The 13361-nt window shown below is 63.5% G+C and carries 14 protein-coding genes; 9 read left to right on the top strand and 5 right to left on the bottom strand.

The genetic code is table 11. The features are described from left to right. Positions 1-73 precede the first annotated feature (73 nt). A complete protein-coding gene (locus tag AC1DUN_RS08315; protein ID WP_477713553.1) occupies positions 74-1858 on the bottom strand; it encodes an ABC transporter transmembrane domain-containing protein in 1785 nt (594 codons plus the stop codon). A gap of 89 nt (positions 1859-1947) precedes the next feature. Between AC1DUN_RS08315 and AC1DUN_RS08310 the strand changes: the two genes are divergently transcribed. From AC1DUN_RS08310 to AC1DUN_RS08270, 9 genes are all read left to right on the top strand, one after another. Beyond that, positions 1948-2481 carry a MarR family winged helix-turn-helix transcriptional regulator gene (locus tag AC1DUN_RS08310; RefSeq protein WP_477713552.1) on the top strand — a complete coding sequence of 178 codons (534 nt, stop codon included), beginning with the start codon at positions 1948-1950 and terminating at the stop codon, positions 2479-2481. A gap of 82 nt (positions 2482-2563) precedes the next feature. Continuing rightward, a complete protein-coding gene (locus AC1DUN_RS08305) occupies positions 2564-4036 on the top strand; it encodes an efflux transporter outer membrane subunit (RefSeq protein WP_477713724.1) in 1473 nt (490 codons plus the stop codon). Positions 4037-4096: 60 nt separating this feature from the next. Continuing rightward, a complete protein-coding gene (locus AC1DUN_RS08300; protein ID WP_477713551.1) occupies positions 4097-5494 on the top strand; it encodes an EmrA/EmrK family multidrug efflux transporter periplasmic adaptor subunit in 1398 nt (465 codons plus the stop codon). Positions 5495-5572: 78 nt separating this feature from the next. Then, the gene (locus AC1DUN_RS08295) at positions 5573-7141 is read left to right on the top strand and encodes a DHA2 family efflux MFS transporter permease subunit (protein WP_477713550.1); all 1569 of its coding nucleotides are present in this window, start codon (positions 5573-5575) and stop codon (positions 7139-7141) included. 14 nt (positions 7142-7155) lie between these two features. Further along, on the top strand, positions 7156-7605 hold the full coding sequence (locus AC1DUN_RS08290) for an SRPBCC family protein (protein WP_477713549.1): 450 nt from the start codon (positions 7156-7158) through the stop codon (positions 7603-7605). A gap of 201 nt (positions 7606-7806) precedes the next feature. After that, complete coding sequence (locus AC1DUN_RS08285; protein WP_477713548.1) at positions 7807-8262, top strand: hypothetical protein; 456 nt, start codon at positions 7807-7809, stop codon at positions 8260-8262. Positions 8263-8301: 39 nt separating this feature from the next. After that, complete coding sequence (locus AC1DUN_RS08280) at positions 8302-8961, top strand: DUF1281 family ferredoxin-like fold protein (protein ID WP_477713547.1); 660 nt, start codon at positions 8302-8304, stop codon at positions 8959-8961. 103 nt (positions 8962-9064) lie between these two features. After that, positions 9065-9907 (top strand): hypothetical protein, encoded by an 843-nt coding sequence (locus tag AC1DUN_RS08275; RefSeq protein WP_477713546.1) that lies wholly within the window; start codon positions 9065-9067, stop codon positions 9905-9907. A gap of 719 nt (positions 9908-10626) precedes the next feature. After that, positions 10627-11133 carry a hypothetical protein gene (locus tag AC1DUN_RS08270; protein ID WP_477713545.1) on the top strand — a complete coding sequence of 169 codons (507 nt, stop codon included), beginning with the start codon at positions 10627-10629 and terminating at the stop codon, positions 11131-11133. A gap of 49 nt (positions 11134-11182) precedes the next feature. On the opposite strand, the gene AC1DUN_RS08265 is transcribed toward AC1DUN_RS08270, so the two are convergent. The 4 genes from AC1DUN_RS08265 to AC1DUN_RS08250 form a co-directional block, all read right to left on the bottom strand. Then, on the bottom strand, positions 11183-11617 hold the full coding sequence (locus tag AC1DUN_RS08265) for a PaaI family thioesterase (protein WP_477713544.1): 435 nt from the start codon (positions 11615-11617) through the stop codon (positions 11183-11185). A gap of 68 nt (positions 11618-11685) precedes the next feature. Further along, the gene (locus AC1DUN_RS08260) at positions 11686-12291 is read right to left on the bottom strand and encodes a hypothetical protein (protein WP_477713543.1); all 606 of its coding nucleotides are present in this window, start codon (positions 12289-12291) and stop codon (positions 11686-11688) included. An 83-nt stretch (positions 12292-12374) separates the two neighbouring features. Continuing rightward, entirely contained in the window at positions 12375-13034 is a 660-nt protein-coding gene (locus tag AC1DUN_RS08255; RefSeq protein WP_477713542.1) for a hypothetical protein, read from the bottom strand. Next, positions 13031-13324 carry a YciI family protein gene (locus tag AC1DUN_RS08250; RefSeq protein ID WP_477713541.1) on the bottom strand — a complete coding sequence of 98 codons (294 nt, stop codon included), beginning with the start codon at positions 13322-13324 and terminating at the stop codon, positions 13031-13033. The genes AC1DUN_RS08255 and AC1DUN_RS08250 overlap by 4 nt, the downstream gene beginning before the upstream one ends. Positions 13325-13361 lie beyond the last annotated feature (37 nt).

The following is a 13361-nucleotide window of genomic DNA, read 5'->3' as shown; positions in this document are numbered from 1 at the left end:
CAATCTATGCGAATAATGCATAACGCCGGACTTGAATTCGGCAACCGGCTCGGGGCGGCCGTTTCGACGGGCCTCATACAGTGAACTGAAGGGCGGCCAGCCGCGCATAGACGCCGCCACGGGCCACCAGTTCGGTGTGGGTGCCTTGTTCCACCAGCCGGCCGTGGTCCAGCACCAGGATGCGGTCGGCCTGCTGCACCGTGGCCAGGCGGTGGGCGATCACCAGCGTGGTGCGGCCCTTCATGGCCGACTCCAGCGCCGCCTGCACCATGCGTTCGCTTTCGGCGTCCAGCGCGCTGGTGGCTTCGTCGAGCAGCAGCAGCGGCGAGTTCTTCAGCATGGCGCGTGCGATCGCGATGCGCTGGCGCTGCCCGCCCGACAGGCGTACGCCGCGCTCGCCCAGAAAGGTGTCGTAGCCCTCGGGCAGGGCCGTGATGAACTCGTGCGCGAAGGCGGCTTTCGCGGCGGCGCAGGTTTCCTCGTCGCTGGCCCCGGGCTTGCCGTAGCGGATGTTTTCCAGTGCGCTGGTGGAGAAGATCACCGCGTCCTGCGGCACCATGCCTATGCGCTGGCGCAGGTCCTCCAGCGCCATGGCGTCGGTGCGCACGCCGTCGAGTTCTATGCGGCCCGAAGCCGGGTCGTAAAAACGCAGCAGCAACTGGAACACCGTGCTCTTGCCCGCGCCGCTGGGCCCGACGATGGCCACGGTCTCACCGGGCGCCACGCTGAGGCTGAAATCGCTGAGCGCGGCTTGCGCCGGGCGCGAAGGGTAGTGAAAGTTCACCGCCTCAAAGCGGACCGCGCTGCCCGCCTGCGTCAGCCGGGCCGGTACAGGCTGGGCCGGTGAGCTGACGGGCGAGCGCGAGGCCAGCAGCTCCATCAGCCGCTCCGTCGCGCCCGCCGCGCGCAGCAGGTCGCCGTAGACCTCGCCCAGCACCGCCGAAGCGCTGGCCAGGATGATCACGTAGACCACGGTCTGGCCCAGGTGGCCCGCCGTGATGTCGCCGCGCATCACGGCCTGCGTGCCCTGGTACAGGCCCCACAGCAGCGCCGCCGAGGTCGCGATGATGATGAAGGCCACCAGCACCGAACGCGCCCCGGCGCGGCGCACGGCGGTGTTGAAGGCCCGGGTGGTCGACTGGTCGAAACGCCCGGCTTCACGCGCTTCGGCCGTGTAGCTTTGCACCACCGGAATCGCATTGAGCACCTCGGCGGCGATTGCGCTGGAGTCGGCCACGCGGTCCTGGCTGGCGCGCGAGAGCTTGCGCACGCGCCGGCCGAACCACACCGAGGGCGCGACGATCAGCACCAGCACGCCCAGCACCTGCACCATTAAATAGGGGTTGGTATAGACCAGCATGCCCAGCGCGCCCACGCCCATCACGGCATTGCGCAGGCCCATGCTCAGCGAGGAGCCCACGACGGTCTGCACCAGCGTGGTATCGCCGGTCAGGCGCGACAGCACCTCGCCGGTCTGCGTGGTCTCAAAAAATTCCGGGCTTTGCCGTAATACATGGGCATAGACCGCATTGCGCAAATCGGCCGTCACGCGCTCGCCCAGCCAGCTCACCATGTAAAAACGGCCGGCCGAAAAAAGCCCCAGCGCGGCGGCCACGGCAAACAGCTCGAAGAAATGCGTGCGCAAGGCCATTAGTTGCTCGCCTTTGCCGGCCGCGCTGAAGCCGCCGTCGATCAGGCCGCGCAAGGCCAGCGGGAACACCAGGGTCGCTACCGCTGCCAGCACCAGGAAGACCGCGGCCAGCAGGATGCGGCCTCGGTAGGGACGCAGAAAAGGCAGCAGGCCGGAGAGGGAACGTGGTGAGCCCTTGGGGCCGGAGGAGGGGGGAAGTGTCGCCATCCAGGGAGTTTAGTCATAAATAGGTCAGAAAATTGCCAAAACAAACACAGCCTTGACATTATTTGTCTAGGCATGTATTATTCGACCCCATGAATGCCAAATCCCCCCGCCCGGAAGCTCCCGGCCCCGCGCTTTGCGGCCTGCCGGCCGAGTTTTACTGCGCGAGCGACTACGACGCCGGCCAAAGCACCGGTTATTTGATGCGCCAGATCATCAACAGCGTCTCCCAGCAGGTCGCGCGCGAACTCGAGCCCCAGGGCCTGACCAACGCGCAATGGGTGCCCATGCTCAAGCTCTATCTGGGCAAAGCCTCCACCGTGGCCGAACTGGCGCGCCAATGCCAGCTCGACGCCGGCTCCATGACCCGCCTGTTGGACCGGCTCGAAGCCAAGGGCTTTTGCCGCCGCATCCGCTCCAGCGACGACAGGCGCGTGGTGAACATCGAGCTCACGCCCGAAGGCCGCGAAGCCGCCAAGGAAATCCCCGCCGTGCTCAGCCGTGTGCAGAACGCCCACCTGGCCGGCTTCTCGGTCGAGGAGTGGCAAAACCTCAAAGCCTATCTGCGCCGCATCCTTGAAACCGCGCACACCCTCCAAGCAGCGAATGAACAAGATGACAAATAACACCTGTGACTTTCCCCGGGCCGCCCCCGGTATGACGCCCGATGCGGGCCCCAAGCTGCCGGTCTGGCAGGCATCCTTTCGCATGGCCCTGGTGGCTGCCGCCAGCGTGGTGGCCGTGGGCCTGATGGCGACCGGCCTTGCCGGCTGTGCCGACATGTCCGGCATCGCGCCGCAAGCCAGCCTGCGCGACGCGCCCTCGCTGGGCCTGAAGGCCAACCCGGATTCCGGCGCGCAAGCCGCGGCGCAGGCGCCGCTGGCCGCTGAATGGTGGCGCGATTTCGGCGACGAGCAGCTCAACACCCTGGTCGCGCAAGCCCTGCAAACCAGCCCCAGCCTCAAGCTGGCGCAGGCGCGTCTGGCGCGCGCGCAGGCCGTGATCGAGGTGGCCGACGCCGCCACCTTGCCGCAGCTCACCGGCCAGCTGGACCTGACCCGCCAGCGCTACACCGCCAACGGCGCGGTGCCGCCGCCGCTGGCCGGCTCCATCCGCGAAAGCGGCACGGCCCAGCTCAACGCCAGCTGGGAGCTTGATTTCTTCGGCAAGAACCGCGCGGCGCTCGACGCCGCGCTGGGCAGCGCCAATGCCGCCGAGGCCGACGCCCAGGCTGCGCGCCTGCTGCTGGCCAGCAATGTCGCGCGCAGCTACTTCCAGCTGGTGCGCCTCAATGAACAGGCCAACGTGGCGCGTCGCACGCTCGCGCAGCGCGAAGAGACCCTGAAGCTGGTGCGCGACCGCGTGGACGCCGGCCTGGACACCCGCCTCGAACTGCGCCAGAGCGAGGGCGGCCTGCCCGAAGCGCGCCTGCAGCTCGAAACCCTGCTCGAGCAGATGGCGCTCACGCGCAATGCGCTGGGCGCACTGGTGGGCCAGCCCGACGGTGCCGCCGCGCTGCAACCACCCGCGCAAGCCGCGATCAAAAACGTCGCGGTGTCCGCCACCATCCCGGCCGACCTGCTGGGCCGCCGCGCCGACATCGCCGCCGCGCGCTGGCGCGTCGAGGCCTCGTCCAAGGATGTGGCCAATGCCAAGACCCAGTTCTATCCCAACATCAACCTCGTCGCCTTTGCCGGCTTCTCCAGCATAGGCCTGGGCAATTTGCTCGACTCGGGCAGCCGGCAGTGGGGCGTGGGCCCGGCGCTGCGCCTGCCGATATTTGACGCGGGCCGGTTGCGCGCCAACCTGCGCGGCAAGACCGCCGACCTTGACGCCGCGGTCGAGAGCTACAACGCCGCCGTGATCGACGCGGTGCGCGACGTCGCCGACCAGGTCGCGTCCTCGCAAGCCATTGTTCGCCAGCAAACCGAGCAGCGCGCCGCCCAGGACGCCGCCGAAAGCGCTTATGAAATCGCCGTGCAGCGCTACAAGGCCGGCCTGGGCAACTACCTCAATGTGCTCACCGCTGAAACCAGCGTGCTGGCCCAGCGCCGGCTCGCGGTCGACCTGTCGGCCCGTGCGCTGGACACGCAGGTGGCGCTGATACGCGCACTGGGCGGCGGCTACACCCCTGGCCCCGCCATGACCGCAGGCCGCCATGCCAGCGCCGCAGCCTTCTGAGCCAGCCGCAGACGACCCCCAGATACAAACACCAACAGATAACCAGCAGACCCAAACACCATGAGCACTCCTGAATCTTCCAATTCCGCAGCTTCTCCAACATCCACGCCCGTCGCCGCACCGGTGCAGGCACCCGCGGGCAACCCCAAGCGCAAAAAGGCGCTGACCGCGCTGGCCGCCGTCGTGGTGGTCGCCGGCCTGGGCTGGGCCGCCTATGAATACCTGGTGGCCAGCCACTATGAGTCCACCGACAACGCCTATGTGCAGGGCAATGTGATCCAGATCACGCCGCAGATCGGCGGCACCGTCATGGCCATCATGGCCGACGACACCGACTTTGTGAAAGCCGGCCAGGCGCTGGTGCAACTGGACCCGGCCGACGCCAAGGTCGCGCTCGAGCAGGCCGAAGCCGCGCTGGCCCAGGCCGTGCGCCAGGTGCGCACGCTCTACGCCAACAACGGCACGCTGGCCGCGCAGATCGCTTTGCGCGACGCCGATGTGGTCAAGGCGCAAAGCGACATCGCGCGCGCCAATGACGACCTGAACCGCCGCCAGTCGCTCACCGGCAACGGCGCGGTTTCCAAGGAAGAACTCAACCATGCCCAGACGCAGCTGGCCAGCGCCAAGAGCGCGCTGGCCGCCGCGCAGGCCGGCGTGACCGCCGCGCGCGAGCAGCTCGCCAGCAACCAGGCCCTGACCGAGGGCACCAGCATCGAGCAGCACCCCAGCGTGCAGGTGGCCGCCGCCAAGGTGCGCGAAGCCTACCTGGCCACGCAGCGCGCCGGCCTGCTCGCGCCGGTCGACGGCTATGTCGCCAAGCGCACGGTGCAACTGGGCCAGCGCGTGGCCGCCGGCACGCCCATGATGTCCATCATCCCGCTCAAGCAGGTCTGGGTCGATGCCAACTTCAAGGAAGTGCAACTGCGCAATATCCGCATCGGCCAGCCCGTGACGCTGGTCGCCGATCTGTACGGCAAAAAGGTCGAATACAAGGGCTCCGTCGCGGGCCTGGGCGTGGGCACCGGCGCGGCTTTCGCGTTGCTGCCCGCGCAGAACGCCACCGGCAACTGGATCAAGGTGGTGCAGCGCGTGCCCGTGCGCATCGCGCTGGACGCCAAACAGCTGGCCGAGAACCCGCTGCGCGTGGGTCTCTCCATGGAAGCCGAGGTCGACGTGAGCAACAAGGACGGCAAGACCTTGGCCGACGCACCGCGCGATGCCGCCCTGGCGCACACCCAGACCTATGGCGCGCAGGACGATGCGGCCGACAAAGATGTGCAGCGCGTGATCGCCGCCAACACCGGCAAGGCTGCCGTGAAGTCGGCCAAAGCGGCCAATGCGGCCAAGCCGGCGCCGCAGCCGGGCGGGGCAGCCTTGCCGGCCCAGGCGGTCGGTGATGCCCAGACCCTGGCGTTCAGCCACACGCTGTCGCTGTCCGGCAACCGCACGGCGCCTTAAGCGCCACCACCACCAGGCACGCGTAACCGCGGCGAATCCCATCGCGGTTTCCACCAGCTCTTTCTTCGCAAGGCTTTCATGGCTTCCGCACCTGCTTCCGCCTATATCCCACCCCCGCCGCTGACGGGGTCGGCACGCCTGTGGGGCACGCTGGCCCTGTCGGCCGCGACCTTCATGAACGTGCTGGACACCTCCATCGCCAACGTGTCGCTGCCCGCCATCGCCGGCGACCTGGGCGTGAGTCCCAACCAGGGCACCTGGGTCATCACCAGCTTTGGTGTGGCCAACGCGATTGCCGTGCCGCTCACCGGCTGGCTGTCGCAGCGCTTCGGCCAGGTGCGCCTGTTCACGGCCAGCGTCATGCTGTTTGTGCTGACTTCCTGGCTGTGCGGCCTGGCGCCCAACATGACCACGCTGATTTTTCTGCGCGTGTTGCAAGGCCTGGTCGCCGGGCCCATGATCCCGCTGTCGCAGGCGTTGCTGCTGTCGAGCTATCCGAAAGCGCTGGCCGGGCTGGCCATGGCCCTGTGGTCCATGACGACCTTGATCGCGCCGGTGATGGGGCCGCTGCTGGGCGGCTGGATCACCGACAACATTTCCTGGCCCTGGATTTTTTACATCAACATTCCCGTCGGCTTCGGCGCGGCCTTCATCACCTGGAGCATCTTCCACAAACGTGAAAGCCCCACCAAAAAGCTGCCCATCGATTCCGTGGGGCTGGCGCTGCTGGTGGTCTGGGTCGGCTCGCTGCAGATCATGCTCGACAAGGGCCAGGAACTCGACTGGTTCCATTCCGGCGAGGTCATCGCGCTGGGCATCATCGCGGTCGTCGGCCTGGCGGCTTTTGTGATCTGGGAGCTCACCGAAGAGCACCCGGTGGTGGACCTCACGCTGTTCAAGAAGCGCAACTTCTGGGCCGGCGCGCTCGCGCTGTCGGTGGGCTACGGCCTTTTCTTCGGCAACGTGGTGCTGCTGCCCCTGTGGCTGCAGCAGTACATGGGCTACACCGCGACACAGGCCGGCATGGTGCTGGCGCCCGTGGGGGCTTTTGCCTTGCTGCTGTCGCCGGTGGTCGGCAAGAACATCGCCAAGGTCGACCCGCGCCGCTTTGCCGCCTTTGCCTTCATGGTGTTCGCGCTGGTGCTGTGGATGCGTTCGCACTTCAACACCCAGGCCGACTTCCAGACCATCATGATCCCGACCATCATCCAGGGCGTGGCCATGGCCTTCTTCTTTATCCCGCTGGTCACCATCACGCTGTCGGGTATTGCACCCGAGAAGATTCCGGCGGCGTCGGGCCTGTCCAACTTCGTGCGCATCACGGCCGGCTCCTTCGGCACCTCGATCGCCACCACCATCTGGCAGGACCGCGCCGCCATGCACCATGCGCAGATCAGCGAGTACGTGAACCAGGGCAGCAGCGCCACCAACAGCGCCCTCAATGGTCTGGCAGGCGCCGGCCTTACGCCAGAACAAGCCCTGGGGACCCTCAACCGCCTGGCCGACCAGCAGGCTTATATGCTCGCGGCCAACGACGTGTTTTATGTGTCGGCGCTGATCTTCCTGCTGCTGATTCCGCTGGTGTTTTTGACGCGGCATACCCATGCCGGGGCGGGGAGTGCGGACGCCGCGGCAGGCGCGCATTAGCCAGCGCACCTTCCATGACGCAGTCCTTCGAACTCAACACGCATATCAAGGCACCCACACCGCTTGTGTGGGACAGCCTGGTCGACACCGGGAAAATGAAGCTGTGGATGGGCGAGCCAGAGATGGAGATCGGCATAGAGACCGACTGGACGGTCGGTGGTCCGATGGTGGTGAGTGGCCTGCACCACTTGCCCTTCCGGAACACCGGCGTGGTCCTGGAGTTCAAGCCCATGGAGCGGCTCAGTTACACCCATTTGAGCTCCTTGTCCCGGCTTCCCGATGAACCCGAAAATTTCACGACTTTGACGTTCAGCCTGGCACCCCAAGGGGATGCCACATTGCTGACACTCATGGCGGCAGGCTTCCCGACGGTCAGCATCTTCAAGCACCTGCAGTTTTACTGGACCGGGACGCTGGGTATCCTGAAGCAGTTCGCAGAGCGGTGTTATTGCCGCGATGCCTGAGTAGCACCGCAGGCGCGAACTTCTATGGTGGTTTCGCTGGTGTTTTGACAGCTCCGGCTCGCCCACGCAAGGGCTTGCACGGTCGTGTTGCAATCGGTGTTTGACGTGCGGGCCAGCGCATGCCCGCCAGGCCGCGCCGCAGTCTGGCCCCTTACACTAGCCCAGGCTTCGCCAGCCCCATCACCACACGAAGGAGTTACCTTGAGCATAAAAAATCACCTGGGCCTTTTTCTCATCGCCGGTGCGGCCGTCATCTCGGGCTGTGCCACCACGACTCAAACCGGCTCGGCGCCCCAGGCCAGTGCTGCTCCCATGGCTGAGCTGCCTGCCCTCAAAGTGACCCTGGATTGCGGTCCCTGCGTGGTCAAACCGCAGATTCCTTCCCTTATTGTTGCCGGCTACAACGAAGCCGCCGCCAAGGCGGGGCGCAAGGTAACGACGCAGAAAGAGGCAAGCCTGACTGTCAAGTCGTACACGGCCCGCGAGGACGCCTCGCGTTTCCTCGCCGGGGCGTTCGCCGGCAAGGACGAGATCAAGGCCGTCATTGCCTACCAGGGAAGGACCTACTCCGTTGAAGACTACTACCGGAACGCCTGGCTGGGGATAGACACGCTTGCCAAGAAGATTGGCGAGATGAGCTACGCCGAGTTGAAATAATTGCCTGTTCCTGACCCTTACCTCCAGGTCTAGGCTGCCATGTCAGACGCCGTATTTGTTTTGCTGCGACTTTCAGGAGACCCTGATTCGCTGGCATCTTGCCGCGATGCCCATTTCAGCGCGGAAGCCTTCGATTTCAATTCGGTGATTCCGATGCCGCCGGAACTTGAGATTGAAGAAAGCAGCGCGGTGACGACGGGTTACGACGCGCTGTATGGCGACTGGACAGAGCCCGCCAAGTACTGGACATGGAAGGAATCGGCCGCGAAGCTCGGCCATCCGTTTCCGCTCGAGTCCCGCGAACAACTGCTGGCATGCATTCGCAGCCTTGATTGCGCGGAGATGTACCTGGCGCCCGCGCGCCAGTACAAGGAGAACATCGAGAAGCACGGCTTTGGGTCCTGGTACGACTGGTGCAAAAAGCATTGGGGCGCCAAGTGGAACGCCGAAGATTCAAAGATTGAAGCGGGGCCTGATCAGATCACCGTCCGCTTCACCACCGCATCAGCCTTTCCCAAGCCGCTGGTCAAGGCGTTGTCGAAGAAGTGGCCGGCGCTCGAAGTCCGGGTCCTGTATGCGGACGAGCATCTGCGTTGGGGCGGTGACTATGTTCTCAAGGGCGGCCGGGAAATTGAGAAGCTCAATCGGCCCGCGGCGGACATACTGCGGGAGATTCGGAACGATGGCATCAGAACTTGACAGATCTTCTGACATACATTTCATTGGAGGCCTCCAAGTCATGGCAGCATGCGTTCGCTTCAATCCATTAGTCTGGGCTCTAAACGCAATCCTGGTTTTCGCAATGGCCACGTCTATTGCTGCAGCAGCAAGCGAGACCGTTGATGCTCCGTCGAATTTCAAATATGCRGGAGGCGAGATCCCGGAATGGCCGGCTGATGCTCGTGAGCCGCCGGAAAACGGAGCCTATTCGGTAGCCTGGAAATACCCTGTGTTCTCGGATAAAAACGCAGCACGCCTTGGAAAGCTAAATGGCTGGGCTCGAACGGTTGCGCTGACAGCGTTGTTTCAAGGTGACACGGAGATTTCACGTCGAGCACGGGCCATGAAGGACTCGCGTGTTTTGGCGGAACTTGGCCGCGACAAAGAATTCCGCGGTTCTGCCAATACGCAATCTGAGTTGTTCCCTGAACATATCTTCGGCCCCTATATTCTCTTTACCTTGTACACGGAATGGCTTGGAGGTACCCGGCCGCAGCATGCCATTGAGACTTTGGTTTTCGACTACGCAGCGGGAGTCCAGGTTCCTGTTCAATCACTGTTCAAGGCCGACGCCCAGGAAGAACTGAATGCTCTCCTTGGAACAGCCATTGAAAGAACGTTCCGGGAGGACAAGCAGGCGCACGCCACTTGTTTGAAGCGCAAATCTCGTGATCCCAAGTCAATCTGCGAAAGACAATTGAACGACGACGACATGGATGCCTGTGTCAACTGGCGTTCTTTCGATTGGCGCCTGCTATCGATAGACGGACCACAAAGGCTTTCCCTGACATTTCCATTCCATCCTGGTTGGCGCCAGACATGTGGGGATGAAGCTTATGTACTTGAGGGAAGGGCCGTTGAGCGCTTATTTGTTACGCCGAGCCTCTTTCGCCAGGGGCGGATGCCGAAGGAACTGAAACCGTAATTTCGTTCTGCAACTTTCGTCAGAGCTCAATCCTTCGGTTATGACGCACCTCCTGAAAGCACCGAACACGTTTTGGGGACACTGAGGCTATAGTGCATACCCAACCAGTTCGCAAACCCGGCCCCAAGTGACGCTCGATCGATCACCGTCCTCCGCGAGACCCGTTGAGCAGGGCATCCGCAGTGTCATGCTTGTGCTTCTTGTAGGAGGCATCGCTTTCGTACTCGCTGTCCTGTTATGGCTCTTTCCTCAGTCTCCTCAGAACAACGAACCCCTCGTTGGGCGGTTGGAGGCCAGGTACAGGGTCGAAGGTGGCAATCTGCTTCGCGCAGCTGGCGTCTCGCCTGAGGCTATTCGCTGCTCATACTTTAAAAAGTCACTCACTTTGGCATGCGAGGTGGCATCAACAACCGGCATCAATCTGCGAGCCGCGCTGCAGCAGGCCGGGTGGGTGCTGGTAACCGGTAGCCCCAAGGAAGAACTGGTGTTCACCAGGGAACGGGATACCGCGTCTTTTCGGTGCCCTGCGTCGGGTTCGAACCCGCGTTGCGAGTTCGCGCTCAAATTTCGGCTCAAAAATACAGCAGGCTAACCCTTCCATCGAGGGCGGTGCCCTATGACAGGCAAGGGCTTATCCGTTTCAACTGTTCAATCACATAAGCCCTCAGCTGCCGCGATAAGGTGTGCCCTTCAATTGAAATGAAATGCCGGAGATCTGAATGCGCGCCGAATACCGTTTCCGTTTCTCGGAAGACCATTTGCTCACGACTTTCCTGCGCTATCGCCAGCAACTTTGGTGGCGCCGCCCATTTCTTGGGTTGAAGTGGATTTTGGCGGGTGTGTTTGGACTCCCCTTGCTTTTTGCCGTATACAAAAGCGTTCCTATCCTTGCGGTCTTTTGTGGAGCCGTACTTGGCACGCTTTTGCTGGGTTGGCCCATTGATGCATGGATCATTCGGAGGCGATTTCGGAAATCGCCTTTCTATAACGACCAGATTGCGTTGTCTCTATTGGAGACTGGCGCCTACGCAGTCGGCCAAAGTAGCGAAGTGCGCATCGACTGGGTTAATTTCACCAAAGCTCGACGCTTTAAAGACGGGTTGTTGCTGTTTCAGGGAGCGGGCGCGTTCAATTGGCTTCCCGATGCCGCTGCTGCCGATGCAACGGCGGTGGCCAATGCACAGGAACTGGCGCGCTTGAATATTCCGGATTACCGTGATGTTTAAGATCGTCGGAAACACTGTGTCGGCGCGTTGATCGTAGGTCTTCAGGCGGCTAAGGCTGCCCGACCGACGGTTCCACCGGCACGAGAATTGCCTCGCCGGTTGCCACCAGCAGCGGTGCACCGGTTTCCTGCTCGGCAAATAATTCGGCGGCGGCAAACACCTGCTTGCGCCCGGCCTTGACCACGCGCCCGCGCGCCACAAAGCCGCGGCCCACGGCCGGTGCCAGGCAGTTCACTGAAAAGTGTGAGGCCAGCACGCGGCCCGCTACCGTGGCGGCCGCATAACCGCAGGCCGTGTCCAGCATCGCGCCTATCAGGCCCGCGTGCAGATAGCCCGCGTACTGGCCCATGTCCTCCTCGCGCCAGGCCATGCGTATCTCGGCCTCGCCGGCTGCGGCGCGAACAACCTCAAAGCCGGCCCAGCGGTTGAAGGAAGCGGTGTGGTTTACCGCTTGCAGTGTATTCAGCAGGGTGGAGTCCGTCATGGCTGGAAATATAGGACGGACAGGGGTAGCGCGCTGTAGCGCGGGTGACAGGCGGGTGGCCGGTGGCGTCACCGGCCCGTCAAGGCGAGATAGGCCTCGCGCGTCTCGGGCGACACCGAGGCCACGAGCTGCTCATGAGAAGTCTTGTGCCGCACCATCATGCGCGCCGAGGCCACGGCCTTGGACTTGCAGAACCAGTGGCAGCTGTGCTGCATCAGGAACAGTTCGGCCGACATCGTGAAGGCCTTGTCCTTGGGCGTGCGCTGGGCGCTGTTTTCCGTTGCGCGCAGAATGCCCTGGGCGTGGATGGCCAGCATTTTCCGCATGTCGAAGCTCAGGCCCGGCAGCAGCTTGGTCGCGAAGGGAAACGTGATCGGCAGCTTGCTGGTGCGCGCCTCCACTTCATCGACCTTGGAAAAGCCCGCGGCAAAAAGGGTGAATTGCTCGCACAGCTTGAGTTCGCTGCCGGCCAGCTGGTTCCAGACCTGTTCGCGGCGCTCCGGTTCTTTCTCGCCCAGGGCCCGCAGGTAACCGTCGGTCAGGGTCTCCATCAGTTTTTCGATCTGGTACTGGCCCAGGTGGCTGCCCAGCAGGGCAATGCGCCGGCGTTCCTCCGACAGTTTGAGGATGTAGACGGCGATGGCGACGCAGGTCACCAGGGTGAAGAATTCCATTTTGGAGGTTTGAGTCTGGGGCTGGGGGATGTACCAGTGTAGTCACACTGGCGCATGGCGTTTCCAGGCGCTCGCTTTATCGTTCAACGCACCGACACTGCGCCTTTGCCGGGAGAAAATATATAAACCCGGTTGTCTATTTCACGCGCGTCGTTTTTGCGTCTCAGTACCCAGCGAACTTGCAGCGAATGCGGCGAGCCGCGGTAGTCAAAATCGATCTGTTCAATGGTGAGTGTTGTGACCATCTCGGCAGGGAGGCGGCTCGCCCCCGACGCATACCAGCAGCGGTATTCAAATTGCCGGACTTCCGACTGCGTCCAGTAGCCCAGCGGGTATTTGGCTTCCTGGTCACAGCTATCGATATCAAAACGGCTGTCGGCCACCCGGCCGATCGCGCTCCCATCGGCACGTAGCGCGAATTTTTGCCAGACGCCGCGGCGGGAGCGGTCGTACACCATCAGCTTCTCGCCGGTCTGCGGGTGCCGCCACTCAACCGGGCCGTGCCAGGTGCTGGGGTCGCGCGCCACGCCTTCGGTGAAGTGACCTTTCGGGAGGGCGATTTCCTTCTTTCCGTCCCAGGGCGCACCCAGAATCAACTCGAGCGGGATGTAGCGTGTCCGTGACGCGGCATCGTATGACTGGCTCCAGGCGTCATCGCCGGATTGCGCAAGGGCTGGCGAGCCCGGCAGGCACAGGCCCAGGACACAGGCGACGGCGAGGGTCCTGAAACCTGCCGGTTTCACAGCACGGCTTCTTTGTCGGCCAAGGCTTTGCCCCAGGTCAGCAGCCGGTAGCTGCGGCAGGTCGGGACGAAGTAGGGATCGTTTTCGACAAGTGCAACGGCGCGTTCCCTGGACGCAACCTCCAGCACCCAGAGCCCGCCGACAAAGCCGCCGCCCGGCGCCTCTCGCAAACCGCCCGCGATGAGGATTTCGGTTTCATGGGCAAGCAGATAGGCCAGGTGCAGGGGCTCTCGCTCCTGGCGTACGGCCAGCATCCCGGGTTTGTCGTCAAAGATGGCTACCCAACGCATGGGCCTTCTCCTGTTGAAATTTGAAGAGGGGTGGCGA

The organism is Polaromonas sp. P4_F6 (assembly GCF_056401275.1).
Note: the sequence above shows the minus strand (reverse complement) of the source record. Positions and strands in the feature narration are given on the sequence as shown.

Bases quoted from the DNA above. Each gene is read 5' to 3' on its own strand.
- AC1DUN_RS08315 (WP_477713553.1), bottom strand. From the start codon at position 1,858: ATGGCGACACTTCCCCCCTCCTCCGGCCCCAAGGGCTCACCACGTTCC.
- AC1DUN_RS08310 (WP_477713552.1), top strand. From the start codon at position 1,948: ATGAATGCCAAATCCCCCCGCCCGGAAGCTCCCGGCCCCGCGCTTTGC.
- AC1DUN_RS08305 (WP_477713724.1), top strand. From the start codon at position 2,564: ATGGCCCTGGTGGCTGCCGCCAGCGTGGTGGCCGTGGGCCTGATGGCG.
- AC1DUN_RS08300 (WP_477713551.1), top strand. From the start codon at position 4,097: ATGAGCACTCCTGAATCTTCCAATTCCGCAGCTTCTCCAACATCCACG.
- AC1DUN_RS08295 (WP_477713550.1), top strand. From the start codon at position 5,573: ATGGCTTCCGCACCTGCTTCCGCCTATATCCCACCCCCGCCGCTGACG.
- AC1DUN_RS08290 (WP_477713549.1), top strand. From the start codon at position 7,156: ATGACGCAGTCCTTCGAACTCAACACGCATATCAAGGCACCCACACCG.
- AC1DUN_RS08280 (WP_477713547.1), top strand. From the start codon at position 8,302: ATGTCAGACGCCGTATTTGTTTTGCTGCGACTTTCAGGAGACCCTGAT.
- AC1DUN_RS08270 (WP_477713545.1), top strand. From the start codon at position 10,627: ATGCGCGCCGAATACCGTTTCCGTTTCTCGGAAGACCATTTGCTCACG.
- AC1DUN_RS08265 (WP_477713544.1), bottom strand. From the start codon at position 11,617: ATGACGGACTCCACCCTGCTGAATACACTGCAAGCGGTAAACCACACC.
- AC1DUN_RS08260 (WP_477713543.1), bottom strand. From the start codon at position 12,291: ATGGAATTCTTCACCCTGGTGACCTGCGTCGCCATCGCCGTCTACATC.
- AC1DUN_RS08250 (WP_477713541.1), bottom strand. From the start codon at position 13,324: ATGCGTTGGGTAGCCATCTTTGACGACAAACCCGGGATGCTGGCCGTA.